This is a genomic window from Catenovulum maritimum (assembly GCF_001050375.1).
GTDB lineage: Bacteria > Pseudomonadota > Gammaproteobacteria > Enterobacterales > Alteromonadaceae > Catenovulum > Catenovulum maritimum.
On the sequence record NZ_KQ130483.1, the window covers coordinates 277200 to 301507 of the forward strand.

At 37.3% G+C, this 24308-nt stretch carries 22 protein-coding genes; 6 read left to right on the forward strand and 16 right to left on the reverse strand.

Features of this window, described 5'->3' with window-relative positions; translation table 11 throughout:
• Window positions 1–24: 24 nt before the first annotated feature.
• From pepN to XM47_RS03835, 7 genes are all read right to left on the reverse strand, one after another.
• Window positions 25–2640 (reverse strand): aminopeptidase N, encoded by a 2616-nt coding sequence (pepN, locus tag XM47_RS03805; RefSeq protein ID WP_048690097.1) that lies wholly within the window; start codon window positions 2638–2640, stop codon window positions 25–27.
• A 59-nt stretch (window positions 2641–2699) separates the two neighbouring features.
• The gene (locus XM47_RS03810) at window positions 2700–4073 is read right to left on the reverse strand and encodes a sodium-dependent transporter (RefSeq protein ID WP_048689869.1); all 1374 of its coding nucleotides are present in this window, start codon (window positions 4071–4073) and stop codon (window positions 2700–2702) included.
• Window positions 4074–4164: 91 nt separating this feature from the next.
• Window positions 4165–6207: a carboxy terminal-processing peptidase gene (gene prc / locus XM47_RS03815; protein ID WP_048689872.1), complete on the reverse strand. Its 2043-nt coding sequence runs from the start codon at window positions 6205–6207 to the stop codon at window positions 4165–4167.
• A gap of 124 nt (window positions 6208–6331) precedes the next feature.
• Window positions 6332–7033: an RNA chaperone ProQ gene (gene proQ, locus XM47_RS03820; RefSeq protein WP_078061832.1), complete on the reverse strand. Its 702-nt coding sequence runs from the start codon at window positions 7031–7033 to the stop codon at window positions 6332–6334.
• Between the two features lie 18 nt (window positions 7034–7051).
• Window positions 7052–7327 carry a hypothetical protein gene (locus XM47_RS03825; protein WP_048689874.1) on the reverse strand — a complete coding sequence of 92 codons (276 nt, stop codon included), beginning with the start codon at window positions 7325–7327 and terminating at the stop codon, window positions 7052–7054.
• Window positions 7328–7457: 130 nt separating this feature from the next.
• Window positions 7458–8162, reverse strand: a complete 705-nt coding sequence (hda, locus tag XM47_RS03830) for a DnaA regulatory inactivator Hda (RefSeq protein ID WP_048689876.1) — start codon at window positions 8160–8162, stop codon at window positions 7458–7460.
• Between the two features lie 5 nt (window positions 8163–8167).
• Complete coding sequence (locus tag XM47_RS03835) at window positions 8168–9250, reverse strand: DUF2066 domain-containing protein (RefSeq protein ID WP_172656497.1); 1083 nt, start codon at window positions 9248–9250, stop codon at window positions 8168–8170.
• Window positions 9251–9500: 250 nt separating this feature from the next.
• Between XM47_RS03835 and purM the strand changes: the two genes are divergently transcribed.
• From purM to XM47_RS03850, 3 genes are read left to right on the forward strand one after another with little or no spacing between them, the layout of a single operon-like run.
• Window positions 9501–10541, forward strand: a complete 1041-nt coding sequence (purM, locus tag XM47_RS03840) for a phosphoribosylformylglycinamidine cyclo-ligase (protein WP_048689882.1) — start codon at window positions 9501–9503, stop codon at window positions 10539–10541.
• 4 nt (window positions 10542–10545) lie between these two features.
• On the forward strand, window positions 10546–11196 hold the full coding sequence (gene purN / locus XM47_RS03845; RefSeq protein WP_048689884.1) for a phosphoribosylglycinamide formyltransferase: 651 nt from the start codon (window positions 10546–10548) through the stop codon (window positions 11194–11196).
• Window positions 11186–11932, forward strand: coding sequence for a DUF3108 domain-containing protein (locus tag XM47_RS03850; RefSeq protein ID WP_048689886.1), 747 nt, complete (start codon window positions 11186–11188; stop codon window positions 11930–11932). Before purN ends, XM47_RS03850 begins: the two co-directional genes overlap by 11 nt.
• Window positions 11933–11939: 7 nt before the next feature.
• Here the strand turns inward: XM47_RS03850 and XM47_RS03855 are convergent, their stop codons facing one another.
• From XM47_RS03855 to hemA, 5 genes are all read right to left on the reverse strand, one after another.
• Window positions 11940–13085, reverse strand: coding sequence for a family 43 glycosylhydrolase (locus XM47_RS03855; protein ID WP_172656498.1), 1146 nt, complete (start codon window positions 13083–13085; stop codon window positions 11940–11942).
• A gap of 37 nt (window positions 13086–13122) precedes the next feature.
• Window positions 13123–13878, reverse strand: a complete 756-nt coding sequence (locus XM47_RS03860) for a hypothetical protein (protein WP_048689891.1) — start codon at window positions 13876–13878, stop codon at window positions 13123–13125.
• A 208-nt stretch (window positions 13879–14086) separates the two neighbouring features.
• Window positions 14087–14950, reverse strand: a complete 864-nt coding sequence (gene prmC / locus XM47_RS03865) for a peptide chain release factor N(5)-glutamine methyltransferase (RefSeq protein WP_342669140.1) — start codon at window positions 14948–14950, stop codon at window positions 14087–14089.
• An 8-nt stretch (window positions 14951–14958) separates the two neighbouring features.
• Complete coding sequence (gene prfA / locus XM47_RS03870; protein WP_048689893.1) at window positions 14959–16044, reverse strand: peptide chain release factor 1; 1086 nt, start codon at window positions 16042–16044, stop codon at window positions 14959–14961.
• Window positions 16045–16064: 20 nt separating this feature from the next.
• On the reverse strand, window positions 16065–17324 hold the full coding sequence (hemA, locus tag XM47_RS03875; protein ID WP_048689897.1) for a glutamyl-tRNA reductase: 1260 nt from the start codon (window positions 17322–17324) through the stop codon (window positions 16065–16067).
• Window positions 17325–17399: 75 nt separating this feature from the next.
• Between hemA and lolB the strand changes: the two genes are divergently transcribed.
• The 3 genes from lolB to XM47_RS03890 all read left to right on the forward strand — a co-directional run bounded on the left by lolB (window position 17400) and on the right by XM47_RS03890 (window position 19920).
• A complete protein-coding gene (gene lolB, locus XM47_RS03880; RefSeq protein ID WP_048689899.1) occupies window positions 17400–17996 on the forward strand; it encodes a lipoprotein insertase outer membrane protein LolB in 597 nt (198 codons plus the stop codon).
• Window positions 17993–18847, forward strand: a complete 855-nt coding sequence (gene ispE, locus XM47_RS03885; protein ID WP_048689902.1) for a 4-(cytidine 5'-diphospho)-2-C-methyl-D-erythritol kinase — start codon at window positions 17993–17995, stop codon at window positions 18845–18847. Before lolB ends, ispE begins: the two co-directional genes overlap by 4 nt.
• 119 nt (window positions 18848–18966) lie before the next feature.
• Window positions 18967–19920, forward strand: coding sequence for a ribose-phosphate pyrophosphokinase (locus XM47_RS03890; RefSeq protein ID WP_048689905.1), 954 nt, complete (start codon window positions 18967–18969; stop codon window positions 19918–19920).
• A 313-nt stretch (window positions 19921–20233) separates the two neighbouring features.
• On the opposite strand, the gene XM47_RS03895 is transcribed toward XM47_RS03890, so the two are convergent.
• From XM47_RS03895 to XM47_RS03910, 4 genes are all read right to left on the reverse strand, one after another.
• Entirely contained in the window at window positions 20234–21106 is an 873-nt protein-coding gene (locus tag XM47_RS03895) for a M23 family metallopeptidase (RefSeq protein WP_245623417.1), read from the reverse strand.
• Window positions 21087–21962, reverse strand: a complete 876-nt coding sequence (locus tag XM47_RS03900) for a 6-carboxytetrahydropterin synthase (RefSeq protein ID WP_048690111.1) — start codon at window positions 21960–21962, stop codon at window positions 21087–21089. The genes XM47_RS03895 and XM47_RS03900 overlap by 20 nt, the downstream gene beginning before the upstream one ends.
• A 232-nt stretch (window positions 21963–22194) precedes the next feature.
• Window positions 22195–22785, reverse strand: coding sequence for a hypothetical protein (locus XM47_RS03905; RefSeq protein WP_048689906.1), 591 nt, complete (start codon window positions 22783–22785; stop codon window positions 22195–22197).
• 97 nt (window positions 22786–22882) lie between these two features.
• The gene (locus XM47_RS03910) at window positions 22883–24073 is read right to left on the reverse strand and encodes an amino acid aminotransferase (protein ID WP_048689909.1); all 1191 of its coding nucleotides are present in this window, start codon (window positions 24071–24073) and stop codon (window positions 22883–22885) included.
• Between the last annotated feature and the right edge of the window lie 235 nt (window positions 24074–24308).

Sequence of the window (24308 nt, forward strand, 5' to 3'; positions counted from 1 at the left end):
TGTGTTGACACTGCCCAAACGATGTTATGCTTTTAACGCTTTAGTGATCTTTTCATACAGATCACTCGATAAATTTTCGATTTTGGCCAATTTTTCCAACTCTAATTTAATCAGGTTTTGTCTTGATGGGTCCAGTTTTCTATATTGAATAAGCGGATTTATCAACCTAGCCGCAATTTGCGGGTTAATCGTATTAAGCTTAGTTATGACACTGGCTAAGTACTGATAGCCTCGTCCACTACTATGATGAAATTGCTCATGATTTCCCATTGCAAACGCACCAAATAAAGAGCGAACTTTATTAGGGTTCTTCCAATTAAAATCTGGATGCTGCTGCAAATCATCGAGCTTATCAAAAACGGTGTCGGATTCCATTCTTGCTTGTGTAGAGAACCATTTATCCATAACTAAAGCATCGCCACGCCATTTTTGATCAAATTGTTTTAATATATTTGAAAAGACTTGCTCTGGTAATTTTCTAGCGATATTCATTGCGGCAAGTGAATCCGTCATATTGTCAGCCGAATCAAATTGCTCAACAACCAATTGAGCAATTTCCGCTTGAGTCGCTGCTGGTGAATCTTGCTTAACATCAGCTAACAATGATAAACAGACATTGGCTAAACTTCTCTGCGCAATTGCTTTTTGACTGTATTGATATTGGCTGCTGTGATTTGCACTGTATGTTTGTTGAAGTTCAGTGACAAGTGATTCAGCAATAAACTCAATCAAAGATTTACGCGCGCTTAAGATAGCATCGACATCAACTGTTTCAAAATGCTCAAGCATGGTCGCAAAAGTTGGTAAACACAGTAATTCAGCCAGTAAGGCTTTATCAAGTGAAGTATCCATCAAGATTTGTTTCAGTATTTGTGGAATACTGGATGGGTATTGATAATTTGAATCTGAAATTTTAGCTTTTAGGTGTTTAACATAAAGCGCTTGAGTTAATTCCCACTTAGTAAAGTCACTGGTCTCCGCAGGGATCAAACAAGCAAGTGCATCATCTGAGTATTCAAAATTCAATTTAACTGGTGCTGAAAAATCTCTCAATAAAGAAACATATGGCTTTTCAAATGCATTGAATTCAAACGTCTGACTTGGCTGAGTTAAGTTTAATACTTGTTCTGCGCCACCTTCGACGGCCAAGGGCTGGCCAGTTTGACTAAAAAAACCAACATTAATCGGAATATGTAATGGTAATTTGTTTTTTTGATCTGCCGTCGGCTGAGTGTTTTGACTTAAGGTTAGTTTGTAAACACCTGAGTCTGCATCATAATCTTCTGTTGCAGTGACAATTGGTGTCCCGCTTTGGCTGTACCAACGACGGAAGAGGCTAAGGTCAATCTTTGAAGCATCTTCCATAGCTGCAACAAAGTCATCACAGGTAACAGCCTGACCGTCATGGCGCTCAAAATAAAGCGCCATACCTTGCTGGAATTTATCCTCTCCTAAGATACTGTGCATCATACGTATGACTTCAGCGCCTTTGTCGTAGACTGTTACTGTATAGAAGTTATTCATTTCTATTACAGATTCAGGTCTAATCGGATGTGACATTGGGCCAGCATCTTCAGCAAATTGATGATCACGCATAACACCAACTTGCTGTATGCGGTTTACGGCACGGGAACCTAGGTCCATACTAAATTCTTGATCACGGAAAACCGTTAAGCCTTCTTTTAAACTAAGCTGAAACCAATCTCGACAAGTAACTCGATTACCCGTCCAATTATGGAAGTACTCATGGCCGACAATTGATTCTATACGTAAGTATTCAGCATCAGTGGCGCTTTGACTATCTGCAAGTACACAACTGGAATTAAAGACATTTAGGCCTTTATTTTCCATCGCGCCCATATTGAAAAAGTCGACCGCAACTATCATGTAAATATCTAAATCGTACTCAAGATTAAAGCGCTCTTCATCCCATCTCATTGAAGCTTTAAGTGACTCCATTGCATGAGGTGCGCGCCCCATATTTCCTTTATCAACAAATATCTCTAGTGCAATTTCACGATTAGATTTAGTTGTAAAGCTATCTCGAAGTACATCAAAATCACCTGCCACCAAGGCAAATAAGTAACAAGGCTTTCTAAATGGGTCAACCCAAGTCACTTTAGTGCGACCATCGTCTAATTTTTCTTCTGCGGTTTTATTGCCGTTAGATAATAAATACGGGTACTCTTTAGTGTTAGCAATAATATGTGTTGTAAATTTAGCAAGAACATCTGGTCGATCAGGATAAAATGTAATGCGCCTGAAGCCTTCTGCTTCACATTGAGTACAATAGGCGCCGCCAGATAAGTATAGTCCTTCCAAAGATGTGTTATTGACAGGATCAATTTCAGTTTCGATGACCAATTCAAAGGCATCCAAATTAGTTGAAAAACTAAGACCAGACTCATCTATATGATAATCATCCGAAGTTAGCGTTTGACCGTCTAATTTGATTGATAAAAGCTTTTGCTGCTCGCCATTTAAGAATAACTCACCCTTTCCAGTGGTGTTGTTAATATATCGGGTTTTAGAACAAACTTTAGTTTGCTCTGCATTTAACTCTATCGTTAACTCGATGTTATCAACCAAAAAATTTGGCTTTTTGTAATCTTTTAACAGCTTTGCCGCTGGCGTATTCATTTCATTTTTCATAATTAATATCTTTTATTGAATGCCTTAAGACGTATGCAACTTAGTGTTTACAACACATCAATCAAATTTAAGAACACAATAATTATCATAGCTGGTGCTAACCAACGTAATAAAAATTGAATAATACTAAATACTTTATCTGAGACTTTTAATTCAGATTTAAATGCCTCTGCCTTCACTACCCAAGCGGCAAAAATACAAATTAGTAATCCGCCAATGGGTAACATTAAATTAGCTGTTAAGTAATCGAGCCAATCAAATAAACTTTTTTCTAATCCAAACAAATTCAGTTGAGCCCATTGCGCACCAGCAAAGCTATAAATAGTCAGTAAGCTCAAACACCATAGTAAACAACCACAACAAACAGCAGCTAATGGTCTGTTAAAGCCCATTTTTTCAACTAACCACGCCACACTCGATTCGATCAAAGCGATTGCCGAAGTGAAAGCAGCAAACACTAACATGACAAAAAATAATGTGCCGAATAACTGCCCGCCAGGCATTTGGCCAAAGGCTAAAGGTAAGGTTTGAAAAATTAAGCCAGGGCCGGCACCTGGCTCTAAATTATTCGCAAATACGATTGGAAATATAGTAATCCCAGCCAATAAAGCAACTAGTGTGTCCGCAATTGCAATCCAAATTGAAGTTTTTACAATCGAAGTATTTTTAGGAAGGTAGGCACCGTACATTATCATAATGCCAGACGCTAAACTAAGAGAGAAAAAAGCATGACCCAATGCGACTAAAACACTTTCTATTGTCAACTTAGAAAAATCTGGTGAAAACATAAAATGAAAAGCGCTCGAGAAGTCACCTAATATAGCGGCATAAATAGCAATAATAACCAGTAAAGTGAGCATAACAGGCATCATGACACTAATTGCTTTTTCTAAGCCCTTTTGCAGACCATTTGCAACTGTAATTGTAGTCGCAACCAATACGGCACTTGTCCAAAGTATAAGTTGCTTTGGCGAACTAACTAAATCGTTAAATATTTCGGATAAAAATTCAGGTTCAGCCGCATTGAATGTACCTGCTGCAGATTTAAACACATATGCACTGGCCCAACCCGCAATGACGGCATAGAAAGATAAAATTAAAAAACCAGCAACGACACCTAATCCACCCACGACTTGCCAAAACGGCCTAGCGTTAGATTGCCTAGCGACTTCCGCAACCGCTCTAAGTGGACTTTTCCGGCCTCTTTTACCGATATAAACTTCGGCAATCATAACTGGGATACCAATTAAAACGATACAGAGTAGGTAAACTAGAACAAAAGCTCCACCACCATTTTCGCCCATGATGTAAGGAAATTTCCAAATATTACCTAATCCAACCGCAGCACCAGTCGCAGCCAAAATATAGGCAAATCGGCTCGACCAGAGTTGATGAGATTCAGTTAATTCAGATTGAGACATAGCTCTCTCCATTAATTATTGTAGTTATAGAATTAAAGGAATGTTTAGCGTTAACTATAAAAAAGCTAGCCACAATGGCTAGCTTTTAGTACTAAGATTTAGCAAGTTTATGACTGGGAGACTGACCAATGTAATCAAATAAAATATTAGCAGTTTCATCTAAATAAACGTCAGGCTCTTCGAGATCTTCTGGCACATCGTCAATTGATTCAACTTTCGCTTTACCAAGTCTGACCAGTCTTTCATTCGTTCTTTGTAAGTTTTTAGCTTTATTCTTTTCTTTTTCAGCAAGTCTGACTGACTCTTTCAAAGATTCGAACTTTTTATCTTTAGTGTCTTTATATTCTTTTATGTCATCAAATATATAACCGAACTCTGCCGAAGTTTTAATCCGCGCTAAATGATTCGTGGTTAATTTATCAATGATTGTTGGATCGACAGCATCCAACTCTCTATAATTAGCACTTTTTATTTTATCCCAAGGCAAGGCATTTTCTTCATGGCTTTCGCCCCACTCTTCGGCATTGATAGCTGAAGGAAAATTAATATCTGGCACCACACCTTTGTGCTGTGTACTTCCACCATTAATTCGATAAAACTTAGCGAATGTATAATGAATATTGCCTAAAGGCTTAACCAAGAAGTCTAATTGCTTAGTTAATGGTCGAGCAGCCTGTACCGTGCCCTTACCGAAAGTTTGTTCACCAACCACTATCCCGCGCTCATAATCTTGAATTGCAGCGGAAAATATTTCAGATGCAGAAGCACTGTACCTATCAACCATCACAATTAAAGGGCCTTTGTAGAGTACACTCGCATCTTGATCGCTATGAACATTGACCCTATTACCTACGCTTCGAACCTGAACGACTGGACCTTTTTCTATAAATAATCCAGTCAATGAGATAGATTCGGGTAATGAACCGCCACCATTACCACGTAAATCAACCACTAAGCCTTCAACATTCTCAGCTTGTAATGAGTTGATTTCTTTAATTACGTCTCTAGTCAAGCCATTGTAAAAGCTCGATATTTCAATAACGCCTAATTTTCTACCCTGGTATGGGCCTGCATCTGGAACATAGACTTTAGAGCTGGCAGCTTGATCTTCAAGCCTAATTTTATCTCTCACGAGAGGGACTACTACAGTTTGATTATCAGCAGAGTCGCCTTTTAATAGCTGCAGTCTAACTTGAGTACCTTTTGGACCTTTAATTAGGTCCACAACATCATCTAAACGCCAACCCACTACGTCAATAAATTCTTCACCAGTTTGAGCCACACCAACAATTTTATCTTTGGGCTTAATTTTTTCTGATCTTTCCGCTGGCGCACCTGGTACTAGTTCTCTAATCACAGTGTGATCGTCTTCTGTGTATAAGACAGCGCCTATCCCTTCAAGCTCTAAATTGATTTGTTGGTTGAATCTATCTGCACTACGCGGAGATAGATAGCTGGTATGGGCTTCAATACTTCGGGCAAAAGCATTCATAGCCGTTTGGAAAACATCTTCACTTTGAGACTGAGATAAACGCTTGATAGCCATATTGTATCGTTTAGTTAAAACTTCTTGGATTTTTGGCCACTCTTTGCCAGCAAGCTTTAAATTTAGCGCATCGTATTTAACTCTAGTTCGCCAATATTCCTTTAACTCATCAACCGAAGTTGGCCATTCTATGTCTTCACGGTCATAGTAATAATTATCATCTTTGGTAAAATCCATTTCTTTATCTAATAAAGAAATGGCATAAGTAAACATCTCTTTTCGACGAACTAGATTACGCTCATATATTTGATAAACAAAATCTAACTCCCCACGATAAAAAGCTTCATCAAACTTATTTTTATGAACCGATAATTCAGCAATATCTGAAGCTAAAAAGAACTGTTTATTGTAATCCAGTTGTTTGATGTAACGATCGAAGACCTTTTGAGAAAAATCATCATCAACGCTAAACCGCTTATAATGTTCACGAGTAAAAGCATGATAAATTCGTTTACTGGCTAGGGAATGTTGGCTTTCTTGATTTAGCTTTGGAAGTTCTGGTATTTCTTCAGTTGCATCTACTGCCTGAACAAGATGACTAAAAACGAGCACAGAAGACAGCAAAATACTGCGAACTGGAAATTTCATACATTCTACTCCAAAGACTTGAATCGAGATTATCCTCAAGTAGCGAATAAATCTGGTGATTTAAAATAAACTACTTGAGTATATATAATAGCTGATTCTGACTAATCAAGCTGAAATATTGATTTTAAACGATTTTATTTTTCTCAGTTTTAATTGTCATACCAGAATTAGTCATAACAACAACGTCGTTACCACTTATTTCTTGTAAGGTACAACTTACTGGCGAGTTGCCTAATAAAACTTGAACTTTTTCACCAACCGTCAATGGTAAAGAAGGATCGCGCGCTGGTTTAGCTGCAGGCTTAGCTTTAGATTTATCTGAGTCTTTTTTCGATTTAAAATTCGATTTTTTAGCTCGATCTGGTGTTTGAACATTCGCTTTTTTGCGTGCTGGCTTATTTTGCTTACGTCGTTCAGCCGCTTTTTGCTTACTTTCAACTAATTGTTTTTCAGCATGCTCAGCATGTTCAGCTTCAATTTTAGCAACCGCAGTACCTTGTAAATCAACTCGGTCAGCATCTAATTTAACTGATTCTAAATATCGCCAGCTCGAAGTATATTTACGTAACGCAGAGCGTAAAACAGTTTTAGAGACTTTATCATCATCCTTTAAACTTTCTGCTAATTCCTGAAAAATCCCAATTTTGAGCGGCTTAGCAGCCCCTTTAATCGTAAAGCAGTTTGGAAATTTTTCAGCTAAGTAAGCAATCACGACCTGTGAATCTTTTAACTTAACAACTTGTTCTTCTGTTGTTTCTACTTCAGCAGTCACTGTCGTTTCTGCCGATTCTTGATTAACTGTTTTGAGCTCAGTAGTCTCTTGCATTATTACACCATTAAAAAATTATGCTTCAGATTGAGTTTCAATATATTGCTCAGCCCAAAAAATAATTTCATTTTCATCTTCAAATTCGGTTAGATATTCATCTGCTGCTAACGCTTGCCATACTTGTTCTAATAAACCAAGTAAGACATCGCCATCAACATCTTCATCTACCAGTTGATAAATACAGTGAATCGCCTGATTATAATTATCAGCTGCTAATTCACTATCGACATGCCAATCTGCTAAATCATTAGGACTGACTAAAAATTCTTGAATAGAGATACTTTCTTTCATATCAATCTCAAATTCAGCTTAGTTATTCATAGTTGTGCGCATAATACACTGAATAAAGCCTAAGCTTAACGTTTTATCGCAAAATTTAAACTGATTATTTAAATTTATCATGACAAATATTCATTTTTTATTACCAAGACATCACTGATTTGACAAATGGAATGGTAATTTTTCTTTTTTCCAGCAAAGATTCTTTATCTAATTTATCTAAACACGACAGAATACTTGCATTATCTTGCTGACACCTCAGGACAATAAAATTAGCCAATTCGTCACTCATAGGAATCCCCCTAGCTTGGCTTCTTAATGTCAGCATTGCTTTTCTTTGTTCGTCGTCTAAAGCATATAACGGCCATTTTTGGCCCCAATTTAAACGAGAGACAAGATCAGGAAGGGTAAAGTCAATTTGATCAGCTGGCTTATTAGCAGTAAAAATAATCTTATTGCCTGCTTCAATACAACGATTAATTAAGTCAAATATGGTAGTTTGCCAAATTGGGCTATGCTGAAATAATTGGACATCATCAATTAATAATAACTCACAGTTTTCTAGGCCTAACGTAAATTCTGGTGACATATCCAGTAATTGGTTAGCAGGCAAATATTGAGCTAGTTTATCTTTTTGATCGGCAAAATGGCAGAGTGCTTGTAACACATGAGACTTACCTGCGCCTTTCCCACCGTGGATATAGAATAATTGTTTACTGGGTATATCTGATTCGGTTTCAACAAATTGCTTTAGATTGTCAATTAAAACCTGATTATCCGCAGCAAAAAAGTGTTCAAATGTTGCTTCTAATTGTAAAGCAAAATCAATTGTAAGCTGTTGTTTCAAATTACTTAACCTTTCCAGCGGTATAAATTAGGTATAGCTGGTTGTTCTTGTCCAAATTTGGGTTTAACTATCTCAATCCGGTTATCTAAAGAAAGCGCATCTAGCACGTCTAAGGCTTCGCCCAGTAATTTTAATTTAAAGCTAACACCGTTTGGATTGACGGATTGTATCTGAGACTTTTCGACTGCTGAAATAGAATCGAGAAATTCTTGGATTTTAATCGCGGTAATTGCATCATTAACATTATTAACTGTCAAACTTAAAAATTCGGCGCTGACACTATTTGCTCTTATCGAATATTTTTCGGCCATATAATCTGCTAACCAATCAACCATTTCTGGCCAAAGTTCAATTTGCTCTTCTGCTTTAAACACATGCGTTACAGGCTCCCCCTGTTCTATTAAGGTCAGTTGCGCAATCCATTGATTAGCCAAAACAGATTCTTGTTCATTATCCTGTTTAAAAACTCTTACCATTACCACTGAATCAGGGTTATACCTTTGGCTGGCTTGTAAAACAGGCGCTTGAAATCGCCCCCAAAGATCGGTAAGTGTCAATTGGGTTTGGTCATCAAAATCCATTAATGGAAAAAGTAAGGGTAAGCCTCGTTTTTTACTTTGCAGTTGAATCAAAGTATTCGGTTGAGCATCTCCATCAGCGACAATATGTTTCTGACCTTGGTTGTCAACTACAATCCACCAAAGTAACAATGGCCTGCGTTTCCCCCAGATAGTTTGATTATTTTGTTTGATTAACTTATTTACTGCGGTTTCGTTAAATTGAACTTGCAGTAATAGCTTATCTTGCAGTGTTTCATATTGGTAACGATTTAAATAGGACACAGGTCGCTGAATAGCTTTTTTAATGCTGCTGATTTGTTCGATTTGGGGATTACCGGTAACCCGAATAAAAACCTCTTTAAGTGCAAGCTGATAAGCTAACTTTCTAGAATCATAGCTTTGATCTTCAACTTCAATTTTAGTCTGGTATAAATCATTCACTTCAATAGCGTTCACCGTCAGTGAAAAGCAGCTAGTAAAAATAAGATAAAGCCAAGTGAATGATAAATTTGAAGTAAATTTGGGCAATAATGTCCTAATCACAAAGTATAATTTCCTAATATTGAGACAATTTGATCATAAAACATTTAATCACGAAAAACGATTAGGAAATCATAAAACTCAATTTATATTGCATACAAACTGGTAAAGTGATTAAAAATCAAACAAAATTAAAAATTATTTTGCGATATAAAGACAAAAGCTTTCTATTAGCAAACTATACTTGTTAAAATAGATTTGTTTTCTGTTTGAAATTAATTGATAGGTGGATGCCGCTGTGGCCGAACAAAAAAATTCCTTAAGTTATAAAGATGCTGGTGTTGATATTGATGCTGGAAATGAATTAGTTGATCGCATTAAAGGTGTATCAAAAGCAACTAAACGTCCAGAAGTTATGGGTAACTTAGGTGGTTTCGGTGCTTTATGCAAACTACCAACAAAATATAAAAGCCCATTATTAGTATCTGGCACAGATGGTGTTGGTACAAAATTACGTTTAGCGATTGACTTAAACTGCCATGACACTGTTGGTATTGATTTAGTCGCAATGTGCGTGAACGACTTAATTGTTCAAGGTGCTGAGCCACTATTTTTCTTAGATTACTATGCAACAGGTAAGTTAAATGTTGATGTTGCTGCATCTGTTGTTACTGGTATAGGTGAAGGTTGTAAGTTATCTAACTGTTCACTGATTGGTGGTGAAACAGCAGAAATGCCTGGTATGTACGAGAAAGACGATTACGATATCGCAGGTTTTTGTGTTGGTGTAGTTGAAGAAGCAGATGTCATAGATGGTACTCAAGTAAAAGCGGGTAACCGACTTATCGCATTAGGCTCTTCAGGCCCTCATTCAAACGGCTACTCTCTAATTCGTAAAATATTAGAAGTCAGCAATGCAGACCTAGACCAGGATTTAGATGGACGTCCATTAAAAGAACACCTAATGGAACCAACTAAAATCTATGTTAAGTCTACTTTAAAATTATTAGAAGAAGTTTCAGTTAATGCGATTTCTCATATTACTGGTGGTGGTTTCTGGGAAAATATTCCGAGAGTTTTACCTGCTAATACAAAAGCAGTCATCAACCAGAAAAGCTGGGAATGGCCGTCAGTATTTAACTGGTTACAACAAGCTGGTAATGTTGAAACAACTGAAATGTTAAGAACATTCAACTGTGGTGTTGGTTTAATCTTAGTTGTTGACCAAGATGATGTTGAAAAAACACTTGTAAGCTTACGTCAATCTGGCGAAAAAGCTTGGTTAATCGGCCACATTGAAGATGCTGCTGAAAACGAAGCTCAAGTTGAAATGGTATAAATAAGTGCAAGAAAGCAAAAAGATTGTCGTACTTATATCTGGTAGTGGTTCAAATCTACAAGCCATAATAGATGCATGTATCAGTCAGCAAATTAACGGCGTTATCAGCGCCGTTATTTCAAACAAAGCTGATGCTTATGGTTTAACCAGAGCGCAAAATGCGAATATCCAAACTCATGTAGTCGATCATAAAGCTTTTGATAGCCGTGAAGCTTATGACAAAGTTTTAGCAGATAAAATTGAACTTCATAACCCAGACTTAGTCGTACTAGCTGGTTTTATGAGGATTTTAACCCCTGAATTTGTCCAACGCTTTGCGGGTAAAATGCTCAATATACATCCTTCTTTATTACCTAAATATCAAGGTCTAAATACCCATCAAAGGGCTTTAGATGCGAAAGATAAAGAACATGGTGTGAGCGTACATTTTGTAACTGAAGAGCTCGATGGTGGCCCTGTTGTTTGTCAAGCAGCGATAGAAATCACTGCAGAAGACACAGCAGACACCTTAGCAGCAAGAATTCATACAAAAGAGCACATTATTTACCCTTTAGTGGTAGAGTGGTTTTGTGATAACAAGCTAACTATGGATAATAGTTTAGTATTTTTAAATGGCGAACAATTAGAGGCTACGGGTATACGATATGCTGAATAAAATTAGTGCTTTAATATCTACAGGCCTAGTTTTTTTAAATATGGCTGTTATTGCTAACAGTCATGCTATTACCCCCACTCCATTAACGCCCTTTAATGCTCAATACGAAATATCCAAAGGACGATTGACTTTAGGTACAGCAAAAAGTCAATTGTCTCAAATTGGTGAAAACTCATACACGCTTTCTTATTTTTCTAATCTTTCATTACTGATATTAAGTGACAGACGTCGAGAGACATCTGAGCTAGTAATAAAAGATGGTCAAATACAGACCAAAAGATATCTTTTTAAACGCGAAGGAACTGGTAGCGATAAAAGCACTCAGCTTGAGTTTAAAAATTCTGAAGTAATAGATATTGAAACGGATAAACCGCTAGAACTAGACAACACAATCGCTTGGTTCGATGAAATTAGCTATCAGTTACAATTAAAGTTAGATTTAACCAATCAAGTTACCCCACTAAAGTACTATTTGGTCAACCACAAAAAGCAAGATAAGCTTTATGAATTTGAAATTGTCGGTGAAGAACAAATTAAAGTACCAGCTGGCACTTTTAATACCATCAAGATAGTTCGTGTCAGAGACGAGGGTAGCAGCCGTAAAACAGAAACCTGGCTAGCACCCGAATACGGCTATATGATGATACGCATCCGCCAAGAAAAAGATGGTAGCGAACAATTAGATGCGCAATTGGAAAAATTTGTCTTTAACCAAATTAGTCCAAAAGCTAACTAGTAAAAGTTTAATTAAAGCTTTGTACTTCTTCAGGTCCAGGCGTTGCAAAGCGATAATCTTTAACTTTAAATCTAACCTCCCCTTTTTCGTCAGTCGATATATCCATAGGCACTAACATAGCTCCATTTTTGGTTCCGGTATAAGCCTTATCAGCCTGAGTATCTTGTGCCATTAGTGTGTCATACTCAAGATATTTACCATTAGTAAATGCTGTCATCCACCAACGTCCTTGGTTATCTTTAAATGGTGTACCATGCCCTAGAAATCTACCGACCCATTTACGCTCAGAATAAGGCCCCATAATGTTGTCTGATGTTGTGTAATAAAGATTATATGTACCATGCCGCATTTTATCTGTGCTCCATGCAGTACCAAAAACAACATATTTCTTACCCACTTTAATCATGTAAGTGCCTTCGTGACCAATTTTTCTATCACTAGGTTTTATTTCTTGTTTATTACCGATAAAGCCTGAAAAATCCTTTTTCATTTCAATTATATCGGTTGCACGATAAAGCAGATAATTGCGGCCGTCATCATCTTGATAAAGAGTCGGATCATGTCTATGACCAAATTTACCAATTCCGATGAGCTCTTTGTAAGGACCTTCTGGGTTATTCGCAACCCATAAGGCTGCGCGCTGTGAATTCGTTGTATGCGTGATGTACCACTTACCATCAAAAGAATGTATTTCAGGAGCCCATAATAAAGCTTTCCCTTCATTATGTGGTTTCTTACTAGCCCGTTCCACTAAGTCATCAAATTCAGATAACATACTCAGGCGAACAGGCACGCCTAGTAATTCCCAATCGGCTAAATTTTTACTACGCCAAATTTCGACGCCCTCGTTCGCATGATCATATTTAGCGCCACCCAATATTCTATCTAATCGTGTGCCGGTGTAATAAAAATAACCATCTGGTCCTTTATAAATATAAGGATCTCTTAACCACATGCCTTTAAAAATATTAACCGCCTTGTCATGATTTTTTAAATCGAGCCGTTCTGATGCATCTAGACTATAATATTTAGCAACAGAGTTTCCTTGCTTTGGCACAACTTTTTCAGCCGAAAAGCCAGCCGCAAGTGAATTAAAAGAAGTGCAAACAGCAGCAGAAATAAGCCACGTCTTTACTAAAATTTTGTTAAACATAAAAATACTCATTTTAATTTTGAAGTTATAAAAGCCTTTATGGTGAAGGCACCATGACATTTCTGATGCCAACCACCTCAGATAGATCTTGGCTAGTATCCTCCCTAGAACTGACACCGAAAGAAATCACTATCCATTTCATTCCAGTTACATCGATTTTGGCTTCTTCTTTGAGCCAAGTTGACGTTAAAGCGAGTTTTCCTTTGCTTTTTAAATCAACAGAGCCTTGTACTTTTGATGCTGTTGCGCCTGATCCAGCAAACGCACCATTACCAGCAGTGAGATTTATCTGCCCTTGCCAGTCATTATTAGGAATGCCTGTCACTCGGTAGGCCATCATGCTATGAACTTCAGGTGTTGAAATATCAGCATCTTTTAAAAAGTATTCAAACGAAAAAGGGTATTCGCCTGTAAGTAGCCCATCATTATTATTAATGACAAAAGAGAGCCCTCTTCCAAATTTATTTTTACTGGCACGAGTCAATATATTGTCGACAATTTTCCAATCAGTTTTGTTATCTAATTTACCAACTTGATCGACAGCTAACCAAGCACCTGAGTTAACTGGAAGACTTTTAATATCATGCCAATCAATACCAAATTGCTGTTTTTTGCCGCTGCCTTTACTATCTTTATTTACTGGATATAGTTGAGCACCAGAAATCACTTCTGCGACAAATTTTTTAGCTTGCAGATTATTCGAATTTTGTTGTCCATTTTTATCTTGTGCCGTACTTCCACACCCTGATATCAATAATATTGACACTAAGCTTAGCCAAATAAAATGTTTCATTGAATTACCTTTTTAACCGCGAAAAGTGTAATTTACTATACTCAGTGCATCAGGCTTAGTTAGTAATTGTAAATTTATGTAAGGTTAAGTTCAGCAACACAGTCCAAATCCAATCGAGAACCAGCTGAGCTGAATACTGGAAATAGCTTGCTTTATAGAGTGAGTTAGAAAATCTAGGTTTGAGTTGTTTAGGCGTGTTTAGATGTGTTTAAGATAAATTTTGTGCAAGAGTAACCCTGTCGTTTTCAGCAATATCTTTAATCGTTTCTATTGCTGAATAACCTTCGCTCTGGAAGATGTTCTGAACTAAATCAGCTTGCTGATAACCATGTTCAAACATTAAATAAGCCGAAGGTTTTAAAAATCCTTTTGCTTGATGTGTGATTAACTCAATATCAGACAAGCCCTGATTATCGGCGACTAACGCTGACTTAGGTTCAAAGCAAACATCGCCTTGATTTAAGTGCGGGTCGTTTTCATCTATATAAGGTGGATTTGATACAATTAAATCAAATTTTAGAGGAAAGTTTTTTGGCAAAGCTGAAAACCAAGAACCTAAATGTAGCTCAATATCTAGGCTAAGCTTTTGGCTATTAGATATAGCCAGTTGAAACGCATCTGGGTTAAATTCAACTGCATGTACTTGCCAATTTGGGCATTCAGATTTTAAAGCTAAGGCGATAGCGCCTGTACCTGTCCCTAAATCGAGCACAGTTAAAGGCTCATTTATTCTATCTCGATATTTCTCCAGCACAGTATCAATCAAAGTCTCTGTATCTGGTCTAGGGATCAAAGTACTCGGGTTTACCTGGATAGGTAAGCCCCAAAATTCACGAATCCCTAAAATATGTGCGACTGGTTTGCCAGTTAACCTTTGCTCAATTAGCTGAGTAAATTTATCAGCTTGCTCAAAGGTTAATAAGGTTTCAGGATACGTCATCAAATAGATGCGGCTTTCGCGCTCAATTGCAGCTAATAAAAGCAGTTGAGCATCTAGTGTTGCACTATCAGACTTTGTCAGCAAGCTGGCAGCATGTCGCCAAGCTTGCTCTAAACTTTGATTTATAAACAAATTAAACCTTAATCTTCAGATAAGGTTGCTAATAAATCAGCTTGATGCTCGTGAATAATAGGGTCAATAACTGCATCCACTTCACCAGCAATTATCTCGTTTAAACGATAAAGCGTTAAGTTTATACGATGATCTGTGATACGACCTTGAGGGTAGTTATAAGTACGAATACGCTCTGATCTATCACCACTACCTACTAGGTTACGGCGAGTAGACTCTTCTTCTTTTTGACGTTTTTCATCTTCAACTGCCTGAATTCGTGCCGCCAGCACAGACATAGCTTTAGCTCTGTTCTTGTGTTGTGACCTTTCATCTTGACACTCAACGACTATGCCAGAAGGTAAATGCGTTAAACGGATCGCAGAATCGGTTTTATTAACGTGCTGACCACCAGCACCAGATGCACGGAACGTATCAACTCTTAAATCAGCAGGATTAATTTGAATCGCTTCTGCTTCAGGAATTTCAGGCAAAATAGCAACAGTACAAGCTGAGGTATGAATTCGACCTTGAGATTCAGTTTCTGGTACACGTTGAACCCTATGACCACCAGATTCAAACTTTAAGCGCCCGTAAGCACCATCACCTGTTACATGAACAACAATTTCCTTATAGCCACCTTGCTCACTTGCGTTTGCGCTCATTAACTCAACACGCCAACGTTTAGTTTCAGCATAACGAGAATACATACGGAATAAATCACCAGCGAAGATAGCCGCTTCATCACCGCCTGCACCCGCCCTTATTTCGATAAAACAGTTTCTGTCATCGTTAGGGTCTTTCGGCAACAATAAAATTTGCAACGCATCTGTTAGCTCTTCTAACTGAATTTTCGCTGCTTTGACTTCTTCTTGCGCCATTTCACGCATTTCAGCATCGTCTTCTTCCATCATTTCGTTTGCAGCAGCTAAATCTTCAAGTGCTTGCTTATAATCTCGAAATCCTTTTACGACGTCTTCAAGTTGAGAATATTCTTTAGATAATGAACGGAACTTATCTTGGTCCATAATAATATCAGGCTCGCCTAATAGAACTTGAACCTCTTCATATCTTTCTTCAAGACCTTCTAATTTTCGTATAATTGTTTCTTTCATTTAAAACTCAGTTTTTAAATTTATGATTCAGAGTGAACACCTAAGTGTTTAGCTAAAAATTCAATTTTGGCTTTATCTTTTTCAGCCGCTGCTTTATTTAGTGCAACAGTCGGGCTATGCACCAATTGATTGGTTAATTTATTGGCAAATTCAGCTAATACTTTTTCAACCTCTGCTCCTTGATTTATCTGGTTTACCGCTTTTTGCAGCAAAGCTTGCTTTATGTCATCGGCATTTGCTCGATAACTTCGAACATAATCAACTGATTTTAGTGACTCTAACCAAGCATGATATTTAATCACTTCTTGTTCGATAATAAGCTTAGCTTTCTCTGCTGCATCTTGTCTTTTTTCTTGGTTTTTTTGCACTATGCCTTGCAAATCATCGACGGTATAAAGGTAAACATTGTCGATATCATTAACTTGAGATTCAACATCTCTAGGCACAGCTAAATCGACAACAAACATAGGTCGATTTTTTCTTAACTTCATTGCAGTCTCAACCATACCTTTACCTATGAGCGGTAACTGGCTTGCGGTTGAACTAACCACTATATCAGCATTAACGAGTAACTCAGGTATTTGCGATAACGTAGAGACTTCAGCATTGAAAATTTCAGCCAATGTTTCAGCTCTTTGCACACTTCTGTTTGCCACCGTCATTTTATTACAACCAGCTTCAGCTAAATGACGAGCAACTAATTCTGTGGTTTCACCTGCACCAACGAGTAAAACTTTATTTTGACTTAAATCGGAGAAAATATGTTTAGCTAAACTCACTGCGGCAAAAGCAACAGATACAGCCGAACTGCCAATATCTGTATTAGTCCGTACATCTTTAGCAACAGAGAAAGTCATTTGAAATAATCTGGCTAAACTACTTGAGACAAAATTATGTGTATCCGCAACCGCATAAGCTTGTTTTAATTGACCGAGAATTTGCGGTTCGCCCAAAACCATGGAGTCTAAACCGCAAGCAACTGACATTAAATGTTCTGTAACTGCTCTGTCTTGATAAAAATAAACCACTTGAGTCAACTGCTCGGCTTCAATAGAATGCGTATGGGCAAGCCAAGCTAAAGCTTGAGTTTGAGAGAAAGCTTTTGCAGTGACAAAAATTTCGGTGCGGTTACAAGTTGAAACAATAACAGCTTCGTCGATTTGAGCTTGTTGTTTTAAGTCAGCAATAGAATTAACCATTTGCTCTGTAGAAAACGCAACTTTCTCCCGTATACTTACTGGAGCGGTTTTATAGCTGACGCCAAAAGAAAATAAAGCCATTAAAAAATTACAACAAACCTAGAAGAAAAAATAAATGCAAAATGAGCTCGCAATTTTACGGGATGGAAGCAAAATTTGAAAGCATTAACCGACATCAAACTAATAACTTTATTGATTTTCATCATATTATCCTCCGGCTGTAGCATCACACCCGATTTAAGCCAGCTAGATGATATCAGTCACCCTAAACAAATTGTCAATTTTCAGATGCTAGGGAAAATAGCGGTTAAGACTCCGTACGAGACCAAATCTGCCTCGCTTTTTTGGCGACAGAATAACTCAAATTACCATTTGCAATTAAGTACTTACTTAGGTATTCAAGTCGCAGAAATAAGTGGCAATAAACATAAGATAAAAATATCTGCTGATGGCGAAAAATATCAATCAAATGATCCTGAGGGGCTTATCCTAAGCAAAATTGGCTGGCAAATTCCAATTGCCGATTTAAGCAATTGGATAAAAGGTTTACATAAAGGTGTGGTCATTTCTAAACACCCTGACGGCAGTGCAAAAAAAGTGCTAATAAGAACCAGTCCAACTCAAGAATGGGTAGTAGATTACTTGAGTTACGAAAAGCTACACAAGGTGAAGCTACCCAGTAAAATAAAGTGCAAGCACCTTGATAATACGATTATTTTACAAATTAATGAATGGAAAAATATTAATCAATGATCCAAAACCTAGTTGTACAGTCCCCTGCTAAAATTAATTGGTTTCTCCACATTACCGGACAAAGAGAAAATGGCTACCACGAATTGCAAACCTTGTTTCAATTTATCAGTCTATACGACGAGCTTAGCTTTACTCAAACGCTTGAAAATACAATTGAATTAACAGGCGATACTGCCGGTGTTTCTAAAACCAATAACTTAATTTATAAAGCGGCAGAAAAGTTAATACCATACAAAAAAACTGAGTTAGGGATTCAAATACACTGCAACAAACAAATCCCTATGGGCGGTGGCTTAGGTGGCGGTTCCTCAAATGCAGCCACTTGTTTGTTAGTACTCAATAAACTTTGGAATTGCGGCTTGGCTCAAACCCAATTGATGGAAATAGGCGTTTCGCTCGGTGCGGATGTGCCCGTTTTTGTAAATGGCCAAACCGCTTTTGCTGAAGGCATAGGTGAATTTTTATATGACACTAAACAGTCGACTCAGTATTTATTAATTGCCTTACCTGAAAATTGTCATATTTCGACCCAAGATATTTTTGGTGAAGAAAATTTGTGTAGAAATACAGCAAAGATTGACTTTGAGCAGTATCAATTTGCAAAAACTCACAATGATTGCCAACCAATTGCAACTTCTCGCTTTCCTTTAGTTGCCAAAACCTTGGACTGGTTGTTAGAATACGCGCCATCTCGAATGACAGGTACAGGTGCATGTAGTTTTGCGGTTTTTTCTAGCAAAAATGAAGCACTCAAAGTTCAGAAAACCGCACCAATTGGTATTCAGACTTGGGTTGTAGAAACACTGCAGCAATCCCCTGTACTCAAGAATTTGAATTTATTACTTAAATAAAAATTTAGCAATTAATAGAAATAAGATTAGATGCTATAATTGCTAAGATTTATTGATTTAGTTTGGATTTACTGTCCAATTAATATTTTAACCATAGATATCACCTGAGGTTCTATATCGTGCCAGATATGAAAATTTTCGCCGGAAATGCAACACCGGAATTAGCGCAAAAAATTGCGAGCCGTTTATTTATTAAATTAGGCTCTTGTGTCGTAGGCCGATTCAGTGATGGTGAAATCAGTGTTCAAGTAAATGAAAATGTTCGTGGTGCTGATGTTTTCATTATTCAATCGACCTGTGCACCGACTAACGATAACTTAATGGAGTTAATCGTTATGATCGATGCGCTTCGTCGTGCATCAGCTGGTCGTATTACTGCTGTTATCCCATATTTTGGTTATGCTAGACAAGACAGACGTGTACGCTCTGCTCGTGTTCCAATCACAGCTAAAGTAGTTGCTGATTTCTTATCAAATGTTGGTGTAGACCGTGTGATGACGGTTGATTTACACGCAGAACAAATTCAAGGCTTCTTCGACGTTCCTGTAGATAACGTCTTCGGTAGCCCTATTTTACTGGAGCATATGACAGACCAAAATTTTGAAAACCCTGTCATTGTGTCTCCTGACATCGGTGGTGTTGTTCGAGCGAGAGCAATTGCTAAGCAGTTCGATGATTGTGATTTAGCTATTATCGATAAGCGTCGTCCAAAAGCGAATATCGCACAAGTTATGCATATTATTGGTGATGTCGAAGGCAGAGACTGTATCATTGTTGATGACATGATAGATACGGGTGGCACGCTTTCTAAAGCTGCTTCAGCACTTAAAGATAAAGGTGCACGTAAAGTATTTGGTTACGCAACACATGCTGTATTCTCAGGTAATGCCGCGGAAAACATTCGTGATTCATTATTAGATGGCTTAGTTATTACTGATTCTATCCCACTTTCCCCTGAAATGGCTAAATTAGAAAAAGTTACTCAATTAACTATGAGTTCTATGCTTGCTGAAGCTATCCGTCGTGTTAGCAATGAAGAATCTATTTCGGCTATGTTTGAATTATATAACTAATCAAGCCGCGATTTCCTGATTTACCACTTTGGTAAATCAGGACTCACCTCTCTAAACTCTCCAAAAAATATTCTTCACCCAAGTAAAATTATATAAGTAACCTCAACTCGGGATAAAAACTTGCTTTCTTGAGGGCCTTTTTCCTGATAACTGCGTTGAATTCGCTAGTAATAGCCAGCTATTACTAGACTCGTCTTTGAGCTAAAGTCTATTGTAGATTAATCACGATGTATGAGTAATACTCGAATCATTTAACCTAACATTATCATATGCTTAACTACAATCAAGTAGTAAGGATTAGTGATTAAAGGCTTTAAAGGTTACCTTGAGGTTTTACCCAAAAAGCAGGATCAAGTCTGACTTGAAACCAATTAATGCGCCAGTCTAAATGAGGGCCGGTTGCTCTACCCGACTTGCCAATACGTCCAATTAAATCACCCTGCTTAACTGTTTGGCCGGCTTCAATTTCGAGTTTAGACAAGTGAATAAAGGTAGATGATATGCCATAGCCATGGTCTAAAATAATGGTTCCACCTGAATAAAACATATCTTGATGTGCGACACGAATAACACCGTCTGCAGGCGCATAAACTTCAGTACCCGTTTTAGCTGCTATGTCTAATCCAAAGTGCGGCCTTTTCGGTACACCATTGAAAATTCTTTGGCTGCCATAAACACCACTTATTCGACCTTTAGCAGGCCAAATAAAAGATTGTAAAAAGGCATGTAAATTAGAGTCTTTATTTCTCGCAAGCCATATTTGTTCGTTTTCTTTGCTGATTCTTTCGGTGACGGATTTAGGTGGAGAAACTGTCTTACTAGGCACACCATTTACTTTATCGGTTTTATATTCCCTGCCAGCGACATTAAACTGAAATACAAATTGGCCTTTGGGTTTGAGGTTAAACTTAACTGTATGTAAACCGGCATCATCACGACCAAAGCCTAATAAAAACTCGCCTTGCTCAGTACATCTGGCTTTTTGTTGGTGTTTTTTATAAGTTAAAACGTATTCATCACAATGGCTAACTTGGCCTTTAATAAAGCCACCAGCTTGTAATACTTGTTGGTGAATAATCAGTGAAGTGTCTGCCGCCGCTGAAATTGCAGCCGCTGGTAAAAAAAATAAAATGCTTATCAGCAGAGATAAACATCTCGCTGAAGTTTTAGCTGTAGGCAATCGCACCTTTTGAGACTCCTTCATAGGCCAATACTTTAAATTCGGCTTCTGGTTCCTGTTGTTGCATCACTTCAAGCATAAATTCGGCTAAACACTCAACCGTAGAATCTCTATCGATCAAATCCGATATAGCTTTAGGGCAAACTAATTCAAACAAGCCTTGATTAGCAGTATAAGAGAAGCCGTAATAATTATCCGCTAGGACATTATTCTGTAGACAAAAATCTGTCGATAATTCTTGATTGAGATCTTCTTCGCTACCTAAATAAATATCTTGCCAGCGCTTTTGCCAATATGACTGCCAATCTTTATCCGCTTGTCCATTTTTAAAGACAGTTACCTTTGATCTATGGCCGTGTACTATCCTTTGACAATTGCCATCATGCTTTTTCAAGCCGTGACTGTAATGATAATACTCTTGAGTAATATTCTCAGCTCTCAGGGTGATTTCAATGTCTTTAACATTTTCCGGCATATGACGCATCACAGTAGAGCGAATCAGCGGTAGTACTTCTTCAATGCTGATATTTTCTGATTGAACAAAACAATAGGCTGAATCAGGCGCTGACATATGGATCAAATCTAAACTATCCATTTTAAAGGTCACACTGAGCTGGCCATCTTTGCTGTCTTTTTGAATTAACGCTGAAGAATCTTCTGGAATATGTAATTTGTGATCAAATTCATCATCTATTATTCGTTTTATTTGGCTTTTTACGACACCAAAATCAAGCACCATATTTTGCTCATTCAATTGACCAATTAATGCAACATCAACAATCCAACTCTCGCCAACAATACCTCTTGCTGTGTCTAAGTAGGAAAAATCAATTACGGTTAAATCGTTAACAAACAAATGCATGGTTAAATAATAAATTATGAAGAATAGCCCAGCATTATAACCGCTATCTAAATAAATGACAGGGGTAAACACAAAACTAAGATTGTAAATCTATATAACAGCTAGATTGAGTGGAAATTTTGTATTTTAGCCGGCTAGCAGACTGATATTAGTTCTACTAGCAGGCTTTATTATTGAAGATTATTTTAGAGCTTTCTGAGCGTAAAACTTGTTACCCTTATTTTAAGGTCTACTAATCGTCAATATCAGAAATAGGAAAACTAAAGAAAGGCGTGGTAAAGTTATCTGTTCTTACTCTCGCTTTTAATCTGCCTTCTTGAACAATTTTACCGCTCGCTATCTCCATTAAATAATATTCACATTCGGAAATTCCATGATACATATCTACCGCTAAAATATTAATTGAAGTACTTCTTTCGGGATCAGAGTAATCCACTAAAGGTATACTTAATCCAGCACTGTCTCTATCTGTGCCTAACGAGGTAAAAAATAATTTGAGTTTATATTTAGCAGGGTTAACACCCACGTCTATTTTATCTGCTGAAATAAATTCAGAGCCAAATTCTTCGGTTAAAGCAGTAGTAATCTTGGCTTCAGCATATTCTGTGACATGGTTTTTCAATAGAAAATAACTTTCTACAGTTACTTTTTGATTCGCTAACTCATCTAGCGGCTCGCTTTTAATTTGTTCAGCCATATCCTGAATACTATAGGTGACAAGTCGCTGTTCTGTTGAACCTGAATAACGCTCACCTGCTTGTCGAGTTGAGCAAGCAGACACCAACAAACAAAGCAAAGTGGTCAAGATAATATTTCGGTACATTTTTATTCCTTTCAAAAATAAAAAAGGCTAAAACAAAGTTTTAGCCTTTTAAATAGCATTCAAATATAAGCCTTAGCTTATATTGTCAGTATTAAAATTATAATACAGCTGCAACAGCGTCCGCTATGTAATCAACATTCGAGTTAGAAATACCAGCAATGTTGATACGGCTGCTACCAGCCATATAAATTGCATATTCATCACGAATTTGTTGTACTTGCTCAGGGTTAATACCTAAGAAAGTAAACATACCATTTTGGTTGTTGATGAAGCTAAAGTCTTTTTCTACGTTACGCTCGTGTAATTTATCTACTAATAAAGCACGTAAGTTGCGCATACGACCACACATTTCAGCTAATTCAGTTTTCCACTCAGTTGTTAACGCATCATCTGCTAATAAAATACCAACTGCTGCACCGCCGTATGAAGGTGGCATTGAATATATTTCACGTGCAATGTTTAACACGTGAGTTAAAGCGATACCCGCTGAAACGGGTGTTTCACTAATTGTTGTGATTAAACCAGTACGCTCACGGTATAAGCCAAAGTTTTTAGAACATGAAGTAACAATCAAAGCTTCAGGTACTTTACTGACCAATTCACGTACACCGGCAACATCAGTTTCTAAATCAGCACCAAATCCTTGATAAGCGATATCGATGAAAGGTACAAAACCTTTTTCAACCGCTAAATCAGCAATTTTAGTCCATAATTCAGGTGTAATGTCTTCTCCAGTTGGGTTATGACAACACCCATGTAGTAACACAACATCGTTTGGACCTAACTCAGCAAGCGTAGATAACATTTCGTCTGCTTTTAACTTACTATTCGCTTTATCATAATAAGGATAAGCTTCGGTTGCTAAGCCTGTAGATTTAATTAAAGCAACATGGTTTGCCCAAGTTGGGTCACTCACCCAAATTTTAGCATTTGGATTACCACGTTTAATTAATTCAAAACCTAATTTAAGTGAACCTGTACCACCTGGTGCTTGAACACTTTCAACACGACCAGAAGTAAGTAAAGGGTTGTTCGCACCTAAAACTAGCTTTTCCATACCATCTAAGAAAGCTTGGTTACCACGAGCTTGAATGTATGATTTAGAATCTTCTGAATCTAATAAAATTTGTAACGATTTGCTCACGCTAGTTAGAATTGGCGTATTACCATCTTCGGTTTTATATACACCTACACCTAAGTCAACCTTTTTAGGGTTAGTATCTTGACGATAAGCAACGGCAATGCCTAATAACGGATCTGGCGGTAAACTAGTTAATTGTTGAAACATTGGTTTAGGTTCCTAACTAAAATTAAGCAAAAAATGGAGCAATATAATACAACAGTATTTTGTGACTGAACAGATAATAGACGAGAAAAGATCAATAATTTTTGAATTTTTATTCAACAAAACAGAATAAACAGTCATTTAATGCCGATATTTTTGCTAAACCAGTTTAAAAAAATCCAACTTATCACTGAATAAAATTCAAGTTAATTATTTGACCTCTCGATTATAAAAGACT

Bases quoted from the DNA above. Each gene is read 5' to 3' on its own strand.
- XM47_RS03855 (WP_172656498.1), bottom strand. From the start codon at position 13,085: ATGTTTAACAAAATTTTAGTAAAGACGTGGCTTATTTCTGCTGCTGTT.
- XM47_RS03860 (WP_048689891.1), bottom strand. From the start codon at position 13,878: ATGAAACATTTTATTTGGCTAAGCTTAGTGTCAATATTATTGATATCA.
- proQ (WP_078061832.1), bottom strand. From the start codon at position 7,033: ATGCAAGAGACTACTGAGCTCAAAACAGTTAATCAAGAATCGGCAGAA.
- XM47_RS03825 (WP_048689874.1), bottom strand. From the start codon at position 7,327: ATGAAAGAAAGTATCTCTATTCAAGAATTTTTAGTCAGTCCTAATGAT.
- ispE (WP_048689902.1), top strand. From the start codon at position 17,993: ATGATCCAAAACCTAGTTGTACAGTCCCCTGCTAAAATTAATTGGTTT.
- XM47_RS03850 (WP_048689886.1), top strand. From the start codon at position 11,186: ATGCTGAATAAAATTAGTGCTTTAATATCTACAGGCCTAGTTTTTTTA.
- XM47_RS03905 (WP_048689906.1), bottom strand. From the start codon at position 22,785: ATGTACCGAAATATTATCTTGACCACTTTGCTTTGTTTGTTGGTGTCT.
- pepN (WP_048690097.1), bottom strand. From the start codon at position 2,640: ATGAATACGCCAGCGGCAAAGCTGTTAAAAGATTACAAAAAGCCAAAT.
- XM47_RS03910 (WP_048689909.1), bottom strand. From the start codon at position 24,073: ATGTTTCAACAATTAACTAGTTTACCGCCAGATCCGTTATTAGGCATT.
- prfA (WP_048689893.1), bottom strand. From the start codon at position 16,044: ATGAAAGAAACAATTATACGAAAATTAGAAGGTCTTGAAGAAAGATAT.
- XM47_RS03900 (WP_048690111.1), bottom strand. From the start codon at position 21,962: ATGCATTTGTTTGTTAACGATTTAACCGTAATTGATTTTTCCTACTTA.
- XM47_RS03810 (WP_048689869.1), bottom strand. From the start codon at position 4,073: ATGTCTCAATCTGAATTAACTGAATCTCATCAACTCTGGTCGAGCCGA.
- prc (WP_048689872.1), bottom strand. From the start codon at position 6,207: ATGAAATTTCCAGTTCGCAGTATTTTGCTGTCTTCTGTGCTCGTTTTT.
- hemA (WP_048689897.1), bottom strand. From the start codon at position 17,324: ATGGCTTTATTTTCTTTTGGCGTCAGCTATAAAACCGCTCCAGTAAGT.